The organism is Dyadobacter sp. OTU695, from assembly GCF_038440355.1.
GTDB lineage: Bacteria > Bacteroidota > Bacteroidia > Cytophagales > Spirosomataceae > Dyadobacter.
Window position 1 is genome coordinate 57,074 of the sequence record NZ_JASATN010000025.1, and the last position, 17,573, is coordinate 74,646.

Genomic DNA, 17,573 nt, shown 5'->3' on the forward strand with positions numbered 1-17,573 from the left:
ATGATCCGGCCGGTCTTGCGGGCGAATTCCTGATCGTGGGCCACTATCAGTAGCGTCTGGCCCTGCACCTCCGCCACCGAAGGCCTATGTAAAAAACCTGACACATGGATTCATCCTTTCTATTGAGCCAGATATCCTCCGTCGACCGGATAGTATGAACCCGTGATAAATGAGGCTTTCGGGCTGCTTAGCCAAAGGACCAGTTCGGCCACTTCCTTGGGCTCGCCCATGCGCCCGATCGGATGCCTGCCAACCAGCCAGTTCATTGTTTCTTCATCCAGATCTTTCAGCAGCGGGGTCTTGATAAATGCCGGACCGACCGCATTGGCCCGTATTCCTTTACTACTGTATTCAAGGGCGATGTTTTTAGTGAGCCCGATTAATCCGTGTTTAGCGGCTACATAAGCCGGACTATTGGCAAACCCCACACTGCCGAGAATCGAAGCCATATTGATGATCACTCCCCCACCCGAGTTAAGCATGGCCGGGATCTGGTAGCGGGCCCCATAGAATGCGCCGGAAAGGTTTACCGCGATCACTTTGTCCCACGCCTCGACCGGGTACATGCCGGTCGGAGCCATTGCGCCGCCAATTCCCGCATTATTGCATGCAATGTGCAGCGCACCATATTTACCGATCGTGGCCCAAACAAGCGCCTCGTTGTCTTCCGGCGAAGAGACATCGCATTTGACGAAAAAACCTTCTCCTCCCTCGCTGGCGATTAGCCTGACTGTTTGATCGGCCGACTCCTCGTCCATATCCGAAACCACCACCCTGGCGCCCTCACGTGCATAGGCGATCGCAACGCTCCGCCCGATCCCCGAGCCTGCCCCGGTAACAATGGCGACTTTATCCTGTAACAATTTCATAGTTTTTCAGATTGAATTTTAGTCTAAAATAATCCTGGCTCCATCAAAGGGCCTGATTGTATTCTATCTCCGAGATCGTAAACCGGGCGTAAGGGAAATAGCCCTCCGGCAAGTCCCAGGCTGCTTCCAGCATGGTAGGAATTCGGACCCCGTCGCGTAGCTGGTAGTCGCTCAGGCGGGTAACCCATTTTTGCCGCGGCCCCTCACCCATATTTCTCATGGCGGTCATCTGCTCGATTTCATGATCGGCGTTAAATTTTACCATAAAGCTGATCAGCATATTCCGGAAGCTATATTCAAGCCTGGCGGAACTGGCATCGACGGGATACCATTTCAGTGATTGCGAGGGGAGCAGATTCGTCGGAAAACAGACGCTTTCACCAACCCATCGCATCAGCTCACCCCGGTTAAACTGTGGTCCTTGCCCATCCTGAATTTTAAATAACGAGAAAAGCGTTACTACCAGTCGACCTTTGCCTTCGATAAACATATCACGGGCAGTGAATGTGGCCGTCTTGCCCTTCCAGACAAAGCCGGGCCGGTGCGAGGTAAAATATTCTTCGCCGGAAATGGCCACCCAGCCTCCTTTCAGGTCGGTTTTAAAAAGTCCGTCGTGCGTAAGGTGCACCCTTGAAATATAGGGCTGTCCATCTTTGAGCACATGCCTGAAATACTGCTGCACCGGTTGAGGCAGGCCGTCCAACTGGCGATAGGTGAATTTGCTACCGGAAACGTCCGTCGAATTTGCCAGGAGCCTGGCCACGTCGGCGCTAAATTGCAGATATTGGTTCAACCGCCCGCAAAAGAAAATCAGGATTGCTACCAGCACAATGCGCAACACCCATTTTAATGCAATAGAAACTTTGCCCGTTTGTTGGGCGGCGGGGCGGCCATTTTTAGAAAGTCTTCCGAGGATTTCCATAGGGCTAGCGCTTAAATCTGTCCGCATTCGATTTAACCTTTGCGATAAAGGCGTGAAAATCGTCCGGCGTGTCAGATGCTGGCAAATGGCGCCCCGAATGATCCGGCCGAAGCATCGAGGCAACCGCCTTGATCAGGGAATGATAGATGGTGTTCATAACTGGATGGTGTTTGGGTTGAAAATAAATGCCCATTATTACCGCTTATCTATATACGACTAGTACTGCTCGTACTCGAAAAACAGCGTTTCTGCCAGCACGGCAGGCAGATCCAACATGGGCTTTACCAGCGTTTCCCTGGTTTGGGGCAACCCATACGCATTATACTGATATCGATAAAGCGTCTGGGAGTATCCCTTGATATTGGATGATGTAGGGTTGTTTCTACTTAGATGAAAGACATTGTCTATTCCTCCGCAATAGGTATAATGGGAAAAGTTACCGTTGGTTGGCGAAGCAATTGGTACGGGGGCCGGAATCAATGGGATGCCGTAAAATGGGTTGGGATTAGCGTCATATACGAAGTCGATGGTTGAGACTGAGGTAGCTGGAATCACCTTTTCAACCGTGACGGTAGAAATCAACCTACTCAGATTCCCACCGCTGAAAGTATATTCGTTCTGCTGCCTGTAAGAAATAGAGCTAAAAAATCGGAACGACCGGGTCGTTGTGGTCAGGTTTCCGTCTCCATCATATGTCGGCACGAAGTCATAATAATCGTTGTCGCCTCCAGCGTATTTGATCAACGCAAGTTTGCCTGATCCGTCGTAGGTATACACATAATGCTCGACCCCACCACCACTAAGCGCCCTTGTCATCTCGGCTAGATTCCCTTGACTATTATAATGGAATTTACTGATTTCCTTTGCAGAGTTGGCGCTATCGGGGAGCTGATAAGTGTAAATTGAGTCCAGCCTACCATTGGCTCCATATCCGAGCAAACTGACAATAGAGTACCTTGCCTGATAGGGCAAAGTTCTGGTGAGTTTTTTGATGCGAAACCGCTGCGCGCCCGGATCCTGATGATCTGTGCAGGCGAACAATAACATTGCCGTTAACGTAACGGAAAATGACCATAATAGTGGTTTCATGATTCGAGGGTTTAAATGGTAATTCCTTTTAGGGGCAGGCCGTGCCTACGCCCCCTGATCAACTTTCATTTCAAGGTTCGCAGCTGAATGCGAGGGGGCATATTTGAGGATCACGGCGATCTGACCTCCATGATGCGCCGTGTGCGAGATGATTCTGCCCAGTGACTCGGCCAGCGTTTTACGGCCGAATTCCTTTGTGACAATCTCGCGGTCCCAGCCCTGCGGATCGTGACTGCCGATCACCTGCTCCAAGGCTTCCGCCGACTGCTGCACAAAAGACAACAATTCGTCAAGATCTGTCCATTCTCCGGTATCCCGCTGGGCAATAAGGGTTTTGGCTTTCACCTGGACAGATCCTCCAAAAACATTCTTTGCAAACAGCATTTCTACCTCGCCGACATGTCTGATTAAAAAACCCACGCTATTTTGCGTTCCTGGTAGCCTTTTGGTTAAATCCTGCGCTGTCAGCAGTGAAAGCTGACCAGAAAACCGCGTGCGGGCTTCTCGCCACAATGCCAAAAGTGTCTGGGTAGTTGTAAGGGAAGTCATCACATTTTTTGGTTAAGAATTTGAAGTAAACTTTATAGTCAGTCCCGAAACAAAAAGGGCACGTCTTTAAAAAATAGCAATACGAGCAGAACCGCGATGATAATCGCATTCACTATGGTCCCGAAACGGGCCTGCTGCCAGGCCGATCCGATCAGTAGCTGCGAGCAGGAGACAGCGACAAGCGCCACCCATACCCAGTGTCTTTGATGAAGGATCATCAGTACCGCCGTCAGCCAGAACAACATTGAGCAAAGGGCCCAGTAAATTCCTGGCGATCTGTCAATGACCAACACCCTGCCCAGGACCGGCGTGAAGAGCCCCATCAGGTGGAAACTGCCGTGCAGCATCAAAAGCGCGAAAAACAAGTACCGGGCCATGTTTTCTCATTGTTGTAACGACACAAAGGTGACCGTTATCGCAGTGGCAAATCATGACCTTCGTCATACGCAAACCAATTGGTTATCAACCCTGTAAATTCAATGTATCCTTAAAACAGCGGCTCCTTGAATACTTCCTTCCCGCAATGCCTGCAGCGCCTGATTGGCCTCTGATAGCTCGAAGAACCGGACAGAAGTCGTGATCGGGTGCAAGGTTGCCTGCTCAAAAAAGTTTGCCGCATCACTGGTTGTCAGATTCGCCACAGATTTCACCGTTCTTTCGCCCCATAGCAGTTCGTACGGAAAAGTTGGTATATCGCTCATATGGATGCCCCCGCATACTACCATAGCACCTCTGTTGCTTTCGGAAAGCGCCTTCGGAACGAGCTCACCCGCTGGTGCGAAAAGGATCGCCCCGTCCATTGGGCACGGCGGTTGCTGTGATGAGTCGCCTGCCCATGTGGCGCCTAACCGCAATGCCAGCTGTTGTGCAGCATGGTCCCCTTTTTTGCTGAAAGCGTAGATAAGCTTGCCTTGCGCGACGGCAAGCTGAATCAAAATATGGGCAGCGGCTCCGAAACCATAAATCCCGATTTTTTCACAGTCCGGGTCGAGCATGCTGTATGAGCGAAAACCAATCAGTCCAGCGCACAGTAACGGCGAGGCGGCGGCATTTTGGTAAATACCTGGTATTGGAAAAACATACCTTTGATATGCAAGCATGTATTCCGCGTACCCGCCATCAACGGTGTAGCCGGTAAACAGTGCCTTTTCACAGAGGTTTTCCTTGCCCTTCAGACAGTATCTGCACTTTCCACAGGTATAAGCGAGCCAGGGCACGCCCACGACCTGGCCTAAACATGCCGGATCGATCCCTTTGCCCATCGCAACAATCTTTCCGATCACTTCATGACCTAAAATCAAAGGGTATTTGCCCTCTTTCAACTCTTGGTCTACAATGTGCAGGTCCGTCCGGCATACACCACAGGCGTTGACTCTGACCAACACCTGTCCGGGTCCTGGATAAGGTACGGCAACGCGCATTTCTGTCAACGCCCTTGCCTGCCCGGAGAGTACCATTGCCCGCATGGTTTCCGGAATCCTTTCTTGCTTTTCCATAACTTTTGTTTTTAGACAGGTCTGGCGACGACCAGCCACGCTATATGACAGCAAGCTGGCCAGTGTAGCTGCTTAATAGGCACAGGTATTTCTTACAGGAGCTCAGCGCATTTCCCCTTGTAATGTCATCGGGCATTGTCATGGCGGTAACTGCTAAAACCTTAGCCCTGATGCTGGCCCTAAGGAACTTGTAGTAAATGAAAATCATGTTATCAGTCTCCGTCTGAAAACACGGGAAGTTATCACAGTAAAGCGAGAGCAGCATCTCTGAAAGCGACGATTGCCCAAATGCTTCCAGGTCCATGCAAAGGAATGCCATTTCGTCGATCACATCAATTTGACGGAAACGGTCATTGTATTCGATACAGTCAAAGAGCAGCGGCCTTTTGTAGAGGAAAATATTTCCCGCATGCAGATCACCGTGAACGTCCCTTCGAAATCCAAGTCGTACCCTTTCGTTCATGCGCGGTAAGTAGCTCGCCAGAAACTGTCTGCTGACGGCCATGGCATCTTCGATCATTTTGCCGTATTCATTGCCCAGATTTTGCTGAACAAAACCCGACACGGTGCTAATGTCAGCGAAAGTAGCCACCATCTCATCCAGCCCGAATGGTGATGAGAGAACCTGTGCCCTGCGGTGAAATGATGTGATTAATTCGGCCAGAGCTACAATATGTGCACTTTCCACATTTCCGGCAGCAAGCATCGTGTCCATTTTACGCTCAGGGGCGAGCCGCCGCATCAGCACGGCATAGTCCACAACCATTCCTTCGGTGCCGCCGATACAAAAGGTGCCGCCATTTTTTGTGATCGGAACTACCCCTTTGTAGATGGGCGAAAAGCGCCGGTTGAGCTCGATCTCTCTTTCACAAGCCAGTTTCCTCGCCTGAATTGTCGAAAAGTCCAGAAAGGAAAGTTTAACCGGCTTTTTGATTTTGAAGGCCTGCTTACCGCTGAGCAGAATCCAGGAGATGTGCGTTTGCTGCAAAGAAGCGCAAAGTAGCCTTCCCTGAAAGGTCCCGTAATCGGCAAGAGCAAGGATGTCAGCATTTTCCATCGTTTTCACTTAAATATTCAACGGCTGCGGCCAGCATCTGTTCGATATTGTCGGCTCCCGATTCCAGCCGAAGATTGGGTTGGGTATAGCGCTCAAACTGGGTTTTCATACTTTGATATACGCCCAGGTCAGCCTCACTTTCCTGTCTTGGCTGCGCCAGACGCTCTTTGACAAGCTGCTCAGATGCTTCAATGACGATAAAGTAAATCCGGCACTGGTTTTGCGCGGCCGCATCTATAAAAAGCGCGCGCATGCTGTGATGGTAAAACGTCGCGTCAACTACGACCGTATTTCCCTGCCTGATCAACTTTACTGCTTGCTCAGCCATATGCCGGTAAATACGAAACTTGTCTTCGAAAGCATATTTGCCGGTTGCCTGCAAGGTTTTGCGAACAAGGTCACTACTGATATAATCCGCATTGAGCCTTTTGGCAAGACGAGAGGCGAAAAAGCTTTTGCCTGACCCAGGCAGTCCAGAGACGAGAATCATCATACGAACTCGCATTTTTTGATAAATCTCCTTTATCTGCGCACGAAAGACGCTGACCAGGGTCATCTTTCCCGCCGACATTGATCAGTCCGGCGGTACCGTAGAATTCGAACCTTTACTGACAATAGGACTTTCTAAAAATCCCAGGGAGAGTCAGGGCCAAACAGTCAGTAAGGATGGACGACGGTAGCGTTTTAAAAAGAAAATCACCCAAATCGCTTTTTGTCCTGAGCGTATGTTTGCTGCTATCGGCCTGTAATGGCCAAGGTCAGCAAATAGAAAAGCCGAAAGGCAGCTTGCCAACCACATCTTTTGCCGCAAAACAACTGTCGGCACAGCCCAGGACAGTTCGGACGGATAAGCGTTCGATAAGTGTCTTCAATTTCCGGTTTGCAGCCCAACGCGCAACACTATCAACCGTCGGGGTTAAAACCAGCTACCTTAAAGAGACTCCCAAAGCAGTGCCGGACTTCTATTATGATTTCTTCGATAAAGATGTTGTCGGTCCGTATAGTCGCTCGACAGACCATTTCAAGAACAGGAACGGGACTGCGTCCGGGGTATTGATCAGTACGGACGGGTATATTGTCACGAACTACCACGTCATTCAGGCCGCCGACCAAGTCGAAGTAACGCTCAGCGATAAAAGGTCGTATTCCGCCCGGATCGTCGGTAGTGACAGGGCGACGGATCTAGCCTTGCTTAAAATTGAAGAGAAAAATCTGCCATTCCTTCCATTCGGCAACTCAGATTCGCTTATGGTGGGTGATATAGCGCTTATCGTTGGAAACCCATTGAACTTTACTTCCACTGTAACGCAAGGCATCATCAGCTTCAAAGGCCGGAATATTGCCGAAAGCAATCAACGTTGGGCATTGCAGTCCTACATCCAGACCGATGGCGTGGTCAATATTGGGAACAGCGGCGGGGCACTCGTCGATCTTGAAGGGAGATTGACCGGCATCATCACGGCAATCGCCTCGCCGAACGGGGTATACGCAGGTTATTCTTTTGCAATTCCCGTGGAGGTTGTTAAAAAAACTGCCGACGATCTGCTCAATTATGGTAGGGCAAAACGGGGCGGCTTTGGGATGAGCACTTGCGAAATGGATGCGGAGAAAGCAGCAGAGCTCAATACGCCCATTGTAGCAGGTTTGCTGATTGAAAATGTCGAGCCAGCTGGTGCCGCTCAGGTTGGCGGACTGGCGGCCGGAGATATTATCATTCTGCTAAATAACCTTCCGCTGGAATCCACCGCGCAGCTTAGTGAACTGATTGCACGGTCTCATCCTGGCCAGAAAATGACAATAACTTTTATAAGAAGCGGTCGCAGGCATCATACGGAGGTTCGCCTGGGCAACCAAGCCGACTAATTCAGCTCACTGCGACTAGTTTCGCATGCGGGCCAGTTTCTCGTAATTTAGAATCGTGATCGTGCTCCCTTTCAATTCGAGCAAACGCTCATCCTTGAAATCCGACAGCATCCGAATCACCGTTTCGGTGGCCGTGCCAGCCATCGATGCGATATCTTCCCTGGAAATGGCCATCGCAAAGGGTTTAGATTTATCGTCATGATATCGATTGACCAATGAAATGAGAGACGCGGCAACTCTTTTTCTGACCGAATCATAGGCCAGCTGCAATAGCTTCTCTTCTCTCTCACGGACATTATCTGAAAGCATGCGAATGAATTTTGATGCGACAATACGGCTTCCCTGGATCAAATTCAAAAAATCCTCCTTAGGAATCAGAGCGACTTCACATGCTTCCAAACACACAGCTGATTGTTGATATGGCTCCGATTGCAACAGGTCCAGATACCCTAAGAAGTCTCCTTCCTTGAATAAACCTGTGATGTATTCCTTACCCTGATCATTATTGCGGCATTCCTTGATCTTTCCTTTTTGCAGAAAAAAAAGGTAACCCGGGAAACTCCCTTCTGAATACAGCATATCTTTCTTTTTCAAAAATTTGATCCGCTTGTTCGCGCACAGATTTCCCAAGCCATTCATCGTCCCTGCTTCCGTTAGAAAGTCGTCGATTCCCTCCTCTGACCGCTCAAAAGACCGCTTGAGCCGATCATTTTTGTTGAGCCGTGTTTCAACTGCGCGGAGCAATTCAACGTCATCGTAGGGTTTTGTCAGATAATCATCAGCACCCAGCAACATTCCCCGTCGGAAGTCCTGCTTTTCGGCCCGGGCAGTCAAAAAAATGAAGGGGATGTTCACTGTCCTGTCGTCTTTCCCTAAAAGAAGCAATACTCCGTATCCGTCGAGTTCAGGCATCATGATATCGCAAATAATCAGGTCAGGCCTGGTCTGCGAAGCAATTTGAATGCCTTCCCTGCCGTTCTGAGCGGTTACAACTTTGTAATTGGCCAGTTCGAGTATTTCAGCAGTGTTTTCCCGCATCAATGGATTATCCTCAATCAATAGAATAGTCTTTGCGTCCAAGGTTGGTTTAAGATTTTGCCAGCAGTTCCTCCAAGTTAACATCTTAGCAAACAGGAATCAAGCTGATCAGTTTCCATCATCATAAAACCCATATTATGAAATCCGGTGTCTTGGATGCCTAATCGTGGTGGAGAAATCCTGATCAGCGACTTGCAGTCCTCTTTCTTAGCCCTGGGGGACGAAAAAAATAACTTCAAGAGAAAAACATACTGATTCTGATCATGTTAAACATTGACCGTCATCCTTCGCACGGCAGAGTCAGGTTGTTATTTTAGTGAAGGTTATCATTTCACATAAAGTTATCTGACAATGAAAAAGATCATAGCCGCCATAGATGGTTTGAAATACTCAGAAAGCACTACCAAATTTTAAGATCATGAACACGACTACCCCCAATCCTGAAATTGCCGGTTCACCTGCAAAGCCCGAGTTTATCCCCGATACTCCGGTTCAGCCACAGATTCCCTTTGAGCCTGAAATTATTCCCGAGCCGGCCGTGAAACCATCAGAGCAACCACAGGAGCTACCTCCTATCAGAGAAGCAGGATGGGCCAGCCTCATTATACTTCTGATGTTAGTAATGACATTGTTTTCCGGCTGCACAAAAGATCATCAGATCCCGGTTTCTGAAATCGAAATAAGAACCCTTCCTTTTAGCCTGGCAACACAGTCAACCGTTTTCAGAATGGAGGCAGTTCAGCTGGGAGATCAGCCTGTTGTGGAGCACGGTGTGGTATACACAGCCTATTTCCGTGGTGTAGGTAATCACAATCAACTGCCCACCGTCAGCGACAACAAGGTCGCTTTCGACACAAAACTATCCCTGGGAGCGAATGAGTATACTTACGCAAAAGACATCATTGCGGGAAGAACGTTTTTTTACTACAGAGCTTATGCAATTCTGGATGATCATTCGGTCGTATATGCAAACAAGTTGAGTTATGTAATCGAATGATCCGGGCGAAATTGGTATTTGTTCCTGGTGCTCTGCTGATGTGCCACACCATTTAGCCACGCATTTGAAGTAATGGGAATAGGACTTTTACGGCTTCAAGATCCTCACAGAATTGTTGGGCGGCCCAGTCAGCGCAATGGAGATTCCCCAATGAAATGCTCTCAATCCAGACGCGCTATCTCGTTTTCGATGTGCCAACGTTGCTTTTCATCCAGGTATCTGACTCGTCCAATCCGCGTTACCTTTACGGGCGGCTCCAATTGCTGAATATCGGTATAACCCATACACAAAATTGGGTCGAAGTGCATCTTGCTAAGATTTTGTCGGCGGACCTGGTGTCCGGCGGCGAGCATTGCGTTTTCATTTTTCAAATCACTTTGTATAACAATAGCCGCATCGCAAATCTGCCATACGGCTATTGTTTCAAGCCTTTTCCCAGTGGCTTCTTACTGCCCGATCACTTTTTCGCTGACAAGTTTATGATTCAGTGAAGCCAGCTCGTTGTCGGCAAACAGGTGGTCGTTCTCTACGGCTGCTTTGCCGGTGGCGTTGTAAGTATCGGTGATGTCGTAGGTGTTCACGACGAAGTTCGCAGTAATGGAGGAGGTCAGGCTGCCGCGCATGCGAATAAGGCCCTGACCTGGCACCTGAGGATCGCGCAGGTACATATGCGATTCTCCGCCGGCGGAACCGGACCGGTTGATCCAGTCGCATATTGTGCCAGCGTCAATAACCCAGGTGTTTTTCCCGTTTACGACACCCGCGAAATTGGCCGTTGACACTCCGGTAAGTGTCACGTCCGCATAGTAGGGCGCGTTCATATTCGTTTTATCGCAGGTGAGTACTACCTGATACACCCGGCCCACCGGAACTTCCACGGGAACCGTTTGGGAAAACTGCTTCGTCTCGGATGCCGTTTTCGACACGGCGTCGCTCCAACTGTATGTGTAATCCGTACTGATCTTGGTCGTGATATCGACGCCGCTTCCAAAGAATTTCGCCGACGCCTTGATATCCACGCCGATTCCGACTTTTAATGCGTTCGATACGGTATGGGTAGTTGTCGTGGTTTCGGTGGTCGAGTACGACAATGTGATCGACGATTTCGGTGTCAGTCCGTTGCGGTTGTCGATAATGGCCGTATCCGCCGCAAGTTTATGGGGCGTCAGGACGAGTTCGTTTGGCAGAAAAACCAGCGACGTCGCCAGTGTGTCGACCAGGCTACCATACAATCCGCCGTTGTTGTTCGGACCGTTGGTAAACCATTGTCCGTTCGCCGGATCCATCTCGGTGTTGAGCTGTTCCTGAAAAGCATCGACGATAATGGAGCCAATTGTTTGTTTATCTAAGAATTTCAGACTCATTGGATTAATGATTTAGTGTTGAAGGACTAATTAAAATCTAAGCGCCTTTTATGTAAAATTGCACAGCCCATAGAAACGTACGATTTCACAGCGCTGTGCAAATCAACATCTTGCGTCTTGAAGATATAAGGGTAATTTTAGCTAATATCAGAAAGCCCCAGGTCGTTGTTCAACGTGGTGCCGCTGATATTGTAGTGAGCCACGGATACATTGCCCTTTTCATAAAGAAATGCACGTTTTGCCTCGTTGTCAGTGCCCCAAACGACAAATACGTGCATGTAAACCATTGAACCAGCCGGAACGCCCATTTCGCCCGGGTCATAGGTTTTGGTGAAACCGAGCGTGATGTCGCCGCTTTGGCCAGTCAGTTTTTTTTCACCGTTGTCGTCCAGATAGCTAAACTGCACGCGGGCTACGAAGCCGCCCGAATTTTTAAGGCTCATTTTACCGATTTTTTGTAAAGGCATGAGATGATTTGTTTAATTAATGTGATTTTTGAACTGGATTGGGGATGTCCCGGTACGGCAAACGCGTACTTTTCCCACGGCTTTGCGCGCCGATTTTGGAAAAAGCATGATCTGGCGTGTCAGGCTGTTTTAACTTTCTGCATGACACTTGTAGTTAAGGCAAATGGCAAGTCTGTTCAGCGAAAAATAACGCACTTATGTATACGACTCCCGTTTATTGCATAGTACTGCGGAAAACGATTCAGTAATACCAACCGCCGGTGGAGTTACTTCACTAGAAAATACACTCCTACCCGATTGCCGTTGCAACTGACCTGTGTACTGATGTGCTTGAAGCTTGTAATTGAATAGCGGTAAAAGTAGTTCTTAATATAAGTTAAGTTATACTTATTATTTTTATATTTATTTAACGGTAAGAACTAGTCGTGATGCCCCCCTTGCGAAGGTCCGCAGGCCGGCGCGCTACCTGGAGTGTCCTAGACCCTGGCAATAGCCGCGAGACCCGGAGATAGATATCCGACAGCTTCATTGATTGATCTGTAAACATTCTATAACCTGTTCAACAGGTGCACATTTAGACAGGAATGCGTAAATTCCCAAATTAAGAAGGGATTGGATCTCGTCTTCCGACAAACAGCCCGCATAAACGATTAACCTCGTCGTCGGAAACTGCTTTTGAATTCTGACGACATCGGCCCTATTAACCTCTTCACGATCAGTATCGAAACCAAGCAAAATCATTGAAATATTCTTCTTTGAATAGAATTCGGAAAGGGAATGTCTGCAATTCGCCTCAAAAATTTCAACGGTCGGCAGGTGTGAAGCTACTAAAAGTCTTACTCCAAGCCGTAACAACGGCTGACGGTCAATTATAAGCAGATTTTTCATATTGAAAAAGGTTAACTAATTGGAAGTAACTTATCAATTGAAGTTACCACCTGTTGACTCTTCTTAAAACAGACAGTCGTGAATCCGCATTGTTGACCTACTGAAAGACCTGTTTGAATTAGGGAATTGATCTATATTTTAAACCATTCGAGAACATCCTGCTTTTTGTCCCGGGATATTGGAATTAGTTCCGCCGTCCGCATTAGTAAATATCCACCATCCCGTGTAACAAGTTTATCAACCAAGATGGAGTTGACCAGATAGGATTTATGGGGCCTGATGAAACCGAACGGTGTCAGTGAAAGCTCATAATGTTTCAGGGTTTTGGATGAAAGCAGTTTGGTGCCGTCTGTAAAATGAAACTCGGGGTAATTGTCGACACCCATCACGATCGCGATGTTATTCACGGCGATTAAATTGATGCTTTCTGAAGTCGGAACGGATATCTTGTTGTGTTGGATGGAAAGCAGCTCCGCCACACTTGGTCTGATCGAGGCAGATGGGGATATGGCCTTCGGCCTGTTGACGAACTTAACGATCGTTTGAATATTTCGAGACGATCAGTAGCCGGCGTATGAATGGGATTAGTATATTGTCGTCGACAATGCGCTAGCAGCGATGATCATGTTATACTAAGGCTTTGGAATACCATGAGACAAATATACCCTTTGATAGTCTTTACAATGTTTGCAGGTTTTTACTACTTATTCGGCTGCGCGGAAAAATCGAAGCAAGAAAATGACCTCTCAAAGCAGATGCGAAAGCAGGGTGCGCGGTCGGCGGAAGCGTTTAAAAACAGAACTATTCACAAGATTTTGACGTCTCCAATCATTGATAGTACTTCCGATGACGACCTTTTGCAAGTAGTCTTCGATAATCTAAGCGAGAAGCTTCCTACAGACTACGAGAAAGAATACGAGACCGTGCTGGGATGGAATAAATCAAGGCAAGCAATTTATATGGTCTGGATTCTGGAAGGGGAAGTAAACAATGGGGGTTACAACCAGTTTTATTTTAACTCAGGCGGACAATTTCGTAAGCATTTACCTGACGCGTTAAGACGAGTTAATGCCATTAAAACTGCTGATTTGACGCTTGCAGCAAACGATTCATATGAGAAGCAAAAGGATAAAATAACAAAACATCAAGATGGCAGCTTGGAAGGGTTTAGCAAGTCATACGAAGACAATCCGCTCAACGGCTTTGATGAGCAATTCTACGCTCTAAGCGAAATTGAAAATCTTCAAAAGTTGCAAGTCGACTTTATAAGAAAACATAAGCCCGATTTTATCGACCAATGATTCAACTCTCTGAGCGGACGCGAAAGGACGTGCCAAACACACGATCTCAACTGCTGGCCATTGTAAGCTTACACTGGCTGTTCAGACAAAAAGCGAAAGCAGACGGCAAGGCTCCAACTCAACAATTCTACAAAACAGCCCTTAGCCCAAAAGCATTAAGCAGCCTTTCGCCCCAAGCCAAGCATCCACATACAAATAGCAAATGCCTGAGCTCCTAATGTTGGAGCTCAGGCATTTCTAACATCCAATAGTGAACACCCTACTGGGCAACGTAACCGCCATCAATTACAAGCTCGGCCCCGGTGACGTAACTTGCACCGTCGCTTGCCAGGAACACCACGCCAGCAGCAATTTCTTCCGGTTTTCCCGCCCTCTTCATTGGCGTGGCGTCAATCACAATTTTGTTCAGGTCCTCTGCCTGCGCATCGGTAAGCGGTGTGCTGATAAATCCCGGATGCACCGAGTTGGCTCTAACATTGTGTTTTGCATACGTCACCGCAGCGTTCTTCGTCAATATCCATACGGCACCTTTCACGGCATTGTAGGCGGCAACACCGTCGGCTCCTACGATACCCCAAATGGAAGATGTGTTAATGATCGACCCTGCGTTTTGCTGCACCATATGCGGGATAACGTGCTTCATCCCAAGCATGACGCCGGTCTGATCCACTGCAATCAGATAGTGCCACCGCTCCATTGTTAATTCATGGATCGGTGTATAGTCAATGACCCCTGCATTGTTAACGAGTATATCTATACGTTCTTCGGCATCAATTACCTGCTTCACGCTCGAAATCCACTCTTCTTCCTTGGAGACGTCAACTTTGATGAAAGTTACTTCACTCCCATAAGCGGCCGTTTCTTTGATGTCAAATGCGTAGACCTTGGCACCTTGCTCTACAAATTGCTGAACAATGGCCAAACCAATACCTTGGTTTGATCCTGTTACGATCGCAATCTTTTTGTCTAATTGTCCCATTTTGCTTTTTCTTAGGTTATTTAAAAGGTTAATTCACTGCTTGTTAGTTAGTTAATACAAACCTATGTGTTGTGGGTGAAGCATTATGTGAAAGCTATTGAGGCATGTGCATCGTCTCGGCATCTCTGCGTACATTGGTAAACCGGTATGCATACAGCAACATGGCCGTGACATGGCCCAAAAGTATTTCTCTGCTGAATTCATCCAGGAAATTCGAATATTCGAAATCAATGACATTATGAAAGGCGCAGAAGGTTTCGACATCGCCAGAACTGAGTCTTAAAAACTTATCAGCATCCGGCGTTTCGAACAGTCCCAACCGATGAATGTAAGTGCCTATAACATGGCCGATGATAAACTCTTCATGGATGAAGATTAGTTTACAACCCAGCGGGCTGCCTGGCTTTCCCAAAAGCAGGCTTTCACCCGGAGTGTGAAACGCAAGCATAGCATGCGAGCCATTACTTTCCTCTTTGTACCTGATCACAAATGCGTTGATCGTTATGTACTCGTCCAGGGCGGCGCTCTGTTCAAATTCAACGATACTGAACATTGGAATTCTGGGAGCTAGCCATCCGTTTTCCTGGTGTAACTGAGTAAGAGTTTCGAAGTGCTTCATCTGAATACTTGTTGGGTAATCCGGCTGTTAAAATCTCATTTTCCTATATTCAGCAATAAATCTGCAACTGCGTTTGGCTGGGAAAGGAACGGTGAGTGACCGGTGTTGACCTCATAAACCGATTTAATACCCGCTGCCTTCAACATCTGGTCCTGCAATGCAGGGGAAATCACAATGTCTTGCAACGTCTTGATATAAGCCTTATCTACTGAACCAAAAGCCCCGGGGGATAGCAGCACTTTGTTTGTAAAGGGAATGGCTGGTTCTGCCCGGTAGTTAGCGATGACCTTATCCTTCACATCCTGAGAGCCATCCGGTATAAACAAGTCGGCAAGCCGTTCTTTTTTAACATCGAGCGTGAGCTGGTCGGCCGACTGCACCAGCGCCGGTCCGAGCTGCGAACCCGGATCTTGGATCTCGATCAGCGCCTGCCCGGAAACCGGGACGAAAGCACCGATATAGACCAATTTGCGGATTCTCGACGGGACTTTTTCCGCAACGTGCGTGACGACCATACCGCCCATACTATGACCCACCAGGATCACTTTGTCGCTTCCGGAACCCATTGCTTCGATTACTTTATCGCGGTAAACGTCCAATGAGAGCTGGTGCGTCGGTGTCTGGTCGCTTCCATGTCCGGGCAACTCTACCACGATGACCTTGTTTCCGGCGCTGATGAGTTTGGCCCGGACGTCGTCCCAAACATATGGGGCCTGCCAGGCACCATGCACCAGGACATAAGTTTGCGAAGCGACTGGCACATGGTCGTCCTGCGAGCATGACGCCATTGCCGAAAGTGCAAATGCAGCGGATAGCAACATTAAACTTGTTGTTTTCATGGTTTGATTTTCAATTGATTGTGTAAGAAATTGGATGCAGGAAGGCTTGGGGGAAGAATCTGCCAGATTCTACCGAATTAGGCAGACCTTTCAGGAGCAGGCATATCGAAACCGTTCAGAATCACGGCAATGAGGCTATATCCACCGATTAAAAAAAACAACTCTGCCAAACCGTCGGCCCCAAAAAGCTGTATAGCATGATTGTAGGCGGAATCAGGAACAATGCGGCCGTTTAAGAGACAGGCGGCGATGCTGTGCGCAGTAAACTCTTGCTGATTAAGCCCATAGGGAATCCCTCCGGCAGCAAGCGAGGCAATGGTGTCGGCCGACAACCCAAATGCTTCTGCCATTATCTGATGGGCATATAGTTCGAACCGAGCGCCGTACGCCGCTCCAACCGTAAGTATGGCCACTTCACGAACTGACTTGTCGAGTGTCGCGTGTATGTCCAGCGTTCTTAAAAAGCTTAATGCCGGTACCCCGAACTGCGGATAATGCAGCATTGGCGCAAAAGGGCCGAGCAATGCACCGTCATCGGCGACCATTTTCACCTGGCTTTGGCTGGATGTGATAAGGGCAGATATTTCGTCGTGCACGAAACGAAGATCGGGGCTGAGCTCCTCCGGTTTCAGGGGATTGATTCGCATAATTGATGGATGTCTATGAAGGAGTGGTGAATTCGCCGTCAATCAGCACGAATGCCATCCGGCAAGCTTTGTCTGAACGGTTGGCCCAGGCGTGGTTCGTTCCGTTTTGGATCACAATATCTCCCTGGTAAATGGTCGTTTCATCCCGATCGAGTACTAATGTAATTTCCCCTTCCAGCACGATCCCGTAGTCTACCGTTTGCGTGCGGTGCATGAGTGGATGCGGTGCCCCTGCTGCGGCTGTGGAAGCTTCCTCGCCGCTGATCAGTTTGAATTTCGCCGCCGCGTCAGCGCCGGTCAGCCCGCGGATTTCTTCCCCTTCCGGCGGGAAGTCAATAATTCGAATCCGTGTGGCATTCTTTGGCGGCGGCAGTACAAGCCCGGCCTCATCCGAGTCATCGGGTTGATAGTGTATCAATGCCGGCGTTTCCAGCGTATGCCAGATTTCGTAAAAAGTGGGGCCACCCGGGCCTCCAACCAATTGCGCCCGCGTGGGCGGAGCGTCCGATATCAGAATGGCCTTTCCATCCGCATCATGACCGGTCACTACGCGTCTGAATGTTTTTGTAGATTCACTCATAAGAATATT

At 48.5% G+C, this 17,573-nt stretch carries 23 protein-coding genes; 3 read left to right on the forward strand and 20 right to left on the reverse strand.

Going from position 1 to position 17,573, the window contains the following annotated elements; genetic code table 11:
• Positions 1-119 precede the first annotated feature (119 nt).
• From AAHB90_RS28750 to AAHB90_RS28790, 9 genes are all read right to left on the reverse strand, one after another.
• The gene (locus tag AAHB90_RS28750) at positions 120-869 is read right to left on the reverse strand and encodes an SDR family NAD(P)-dependent oxidoreductase (protein ID WP_342088737.1); all 750 of its coding nucleotides are present in this window, start codon (positions 867-869) and stop codon (positions 120-122) included.
• Between the two features lie 43 nt (positions 870-912).
• Complete coding sequence (locus tag AAHB90_RS28755) at positions 913-1,791, reverse strand: DUF6544 family protein (RefSeq protein ID WP_342088738.1); 879 nt, start codon at positions 1,789-1,791, stop codon at positions 913-915.
• Between the two features lie 4 nt (positions 1,792-1,795).
• Positions 1,796-1,948: a hypothetical protein gene (locus tag AAHB90_RS28760; protein ID WP_342088739.1), complete on the reverse strand. Its 153-nt coding sequence runs from the start codon at positions 1,946-1,948 to the stop codon at positions 1,796-1,798.
• Positions 1,949-2,007: 59 nt separating this feature from the next.
• A complete protein-coding gene (locus AAHB90_RS28765; RefSeq protein WP_342088740.1) occupies positions 2,008-2,880 on the reverse strand; it encodes a hypothetical protein in 873 nt (290 codons plus the stop codon).
• Between the two features lie 45 nt (positions 2,881-2,925).
• Positions 2,926-3,429, reverse strand: a complete 504-nt coding sequence (locus AAHB90_RS28770) for a DinB family protein (protein ID WP_342088741.1) — start codon at positions 3,427-3,429, stop codon at positions 2,926-2,928.
• A 38-nt stretch (positions 3,430-3,467) separates the two neighbouring features.
• Complete coding sequence (locus AAHB90_RS28775) at positions 3,468-3,806, reverse strand: hypothetical protein (RefSeq protein ID WP_342088742.1); 339 nt, start codon at positions 3,804-3,806, stop codon at positions 3,468-3,470.
• 99 nt (positions 3,807-3,905) lie between these two features.
• On the reverse strand, positions 3,906-4,925 hold the full coding sequence (locus AAHB90_RS28780) for a zinc-dependent alcohol dehydrogenase family protein (protein ID WP_342088743.1): 1,020 nt from the start codon (positions 4,923-4,925) through the stop codon (positions 3,906-3,908).
• Between the two features lie 40 nt (positions 4,926-4,965).
• A complete protein-coding gene (locus AAHB90_RS28785; RefSeq protein ID WP_342088744.1) occupies positions 4,966-5,982 on the reverse strand; it encodes a hypothetical protein in 1,017 nt (338 codons plus the stop codon).
• Entirely contained in the window at positions 5,969-6,538 is a 570-nt protein-coding gene (locus AAHB90_RS28790; RefSeq protein ID WP_342088745.1) for an AAA family ATPase, read from the reverse strand. The genes AAHB90_RS28785 and AAHB90_RS28790 overlap by 14 nt, the downstream gene beginning before the upstream one ends.
• A gap of 110 nt (positions 6,539-6,648) precedes the next feature.
• Here AAHB90_RS28790 and AAHB90_RS28795 point away from each other — a divergent pair, with 110 nt between their 5' ends.
• On the forward strand, positions 6,649-7,845 hold the full coding sequence (locus AAHB90_RS28795) for a S1C family serine protease (protein WP_342088746.1): 1,197 nt from the start codon (positions 6,649-6,651) through the stop codon (positions 7,843-7,845).
• Between the two features lie 15 nt (positions 7,846-7,860).
• On the opposite strand, the gene AAHB90_RS28800 is transcribed toward AAHB90_RS28795, so the two are convergent.
• Positions 7,861-8,925: a response regulator gene (locus AAHB90_RS28800; protein ID WP_342088748.1), complete on the reverse strand. Its 1,065-nt coding sequence runs from the start codon at positions 8,923-8,925 to the stop codon at positions 7,861-7,863.
• 376 nt (positions 8,926-9,301) lie between these two features.
• Between AAHB90_RS28800 and AAHB90_RS28805 the strand changes: the two genes are divergently transcribed.
• Complete coding sequence (locus AAHB90_RS28805) at positions 9,302-9,880, forward strand: hypothetical protein (RefSeq protein WP_342088749.1); 579 nt, start codon at positions 9,302-9,304, stop codon at positions 9,878-9,880.
• Between the two features lie 161 nt (positions 9,881-10,041).
• Here AAHB90_RS28805 and AAHB90_RS28810 read toward each other — a convergent pair whose 3' ends face one another.
• The 5 genes from AAHB90_RS28810 to AAHB90_RS28830 all read right to left on the reverse strand — a co-directional run bounded on the left by AAHB90_RS28810 (position 10,042) and on the right by AAHB90_RS28830 (position 13,078).
• Positions 10,042-10,188, reverse strand: a complete 147-nt coding sequence (locus AAHB90_RS28810; RefSeq protein ID WP_342088751.1) for a hypothetical protein — start codon at positions 10,186-10,188, stop codon at positions 10,042-10,044.
• Positions 10,189-10,326: 138 nt separating this feature from the next.
• The gene (locus AAHB90_RS28815; RefSeq protein WP_342088752.1) at positions 10,327-11,244 is read right to left on the reverse strand and encodes an ETX/MTX2 family pore-forming toxin; all 918 of its coding nucleotides are present in this window, start codon (positions 11,242-11,244) and stop codon (positions 10,327-10,329) included.
• 137 nt (positions 11,245-11,381) lie between these two features.
• Positions 11,382-11,711: a hypothetical protein gene (locus AAHB90_RS28820; RefSeq protein WP_342088753.1), complete on the reverse strand. Its 330-nt coding sequence runs from the start codon at positions 11,709-11,711 to the stop codon at positions 11,382-11,384.
• A 525-nt stretch (positions 11,712-12,236) separates the two neighbouring features.
• The gene (locus AAHB90_RS28825) at positions 12,237-12,599 is read right to left on the reverse strand and encodes a hypothetical protein (protein WP_342088755.1); all 363 of its coding nucleotides are present in this window, start codon (positions 12,597-12,599) and stop codon (positions 12,237-12,239) included.
• Positions 12,600-12,730: 131 nt separating this feature from the next.
• Entirely contained in the window at positions 12,731-13,078 is a 348-nt protein-coding gene (locus AAHB90_RS28830) for a LytR/AlgR family response regulator transcription factor (protein WP_342088756.1), read from the reverse strand.
• A 171-nt stretch (positions 13,079-13,249) separates the two neighbouring features.
• On the opposite strand from AAHB90_RS28830, the gene AAHB90_RS28835 reads away from it, so the two are divergent.
• On the forward strand, positions 13,250-13,900 hold the full coding sequence (locus AAHB90_RS28835; protein ID WP_342088757.1) for a DMP19 family protein: 651 nt from the start codon (positions 13,250-13,252) through the stop codon (positions 13,898-13,900).
• A gap of 259 nt (positions 13,901-14,159) precedes the next feature.
• Here the strand turns inward: AAHB90_RS28835 and AAHB90_RS28840 are convergent, their stop codons facing one another.
• The 5 genes from AAHB90_RS28840 to AAHB90_RS28860 form a co-directional block, all read right to left on the reverse strand.
• Positions 14,160-14,879, reverse strand: coding sequence for an SDR family NAD(P)-dependent oxidoreductase (locus tag AAHB90_RS28840; protein WP_342088758.1), 720 nt, complete (start codon positions 14,877-14,879; stop codon positions 14,160-14,162).
• A 94-nt stretch (positions 14,880-14,973) separates the two neighbouring features.
• Complete coding sequence (locus AAHB90_RS28845) at positions 14,974-15,498, reverse strand: hypothetical protein (protein ID WP_342088759.1); 525 nt, start codon at positions 15,496-15,498, stop codon at positions 14,974-14,976.
• Between the two features lie 35 nt (positions 15,499-15,533).
• A complete protein-coding gene (locus tag AAHB90_RS28850; RefSeq protein WP_342088760.1) occupies positions 15,534-16,337 on the reverse strand; it encodes an alpha/beta fold hydrolase in 804 nt (267 codons plus the stop codon).
• Positions 16,338-16,414: 77 nt separating this feature from the next.
• Positions 16,415-16,984, reverse strand: a complete 570-nt coding sequence (locus AAHB90_RS28855) for a hypothetical protein (protein WP_342088762.1) — start codon at positions 16,982-16,984, stop codon at positions 16,415-16,417.
• Between the two features lie 13 nt (positions 16,985-16,997).
• Complete coding sequence (locus tag AAHB90_RS28860; protein WP_342088763.1) at positions 16,998-17,564, reverse strand: cupin domain-containing protein; 567 nt, start codon at positions 17,562-17,564, stop codon at positions 16,998-17,000.
• Between the last annotated feature and the right edge of the window lie 9 nt (positions 17,565-17,573).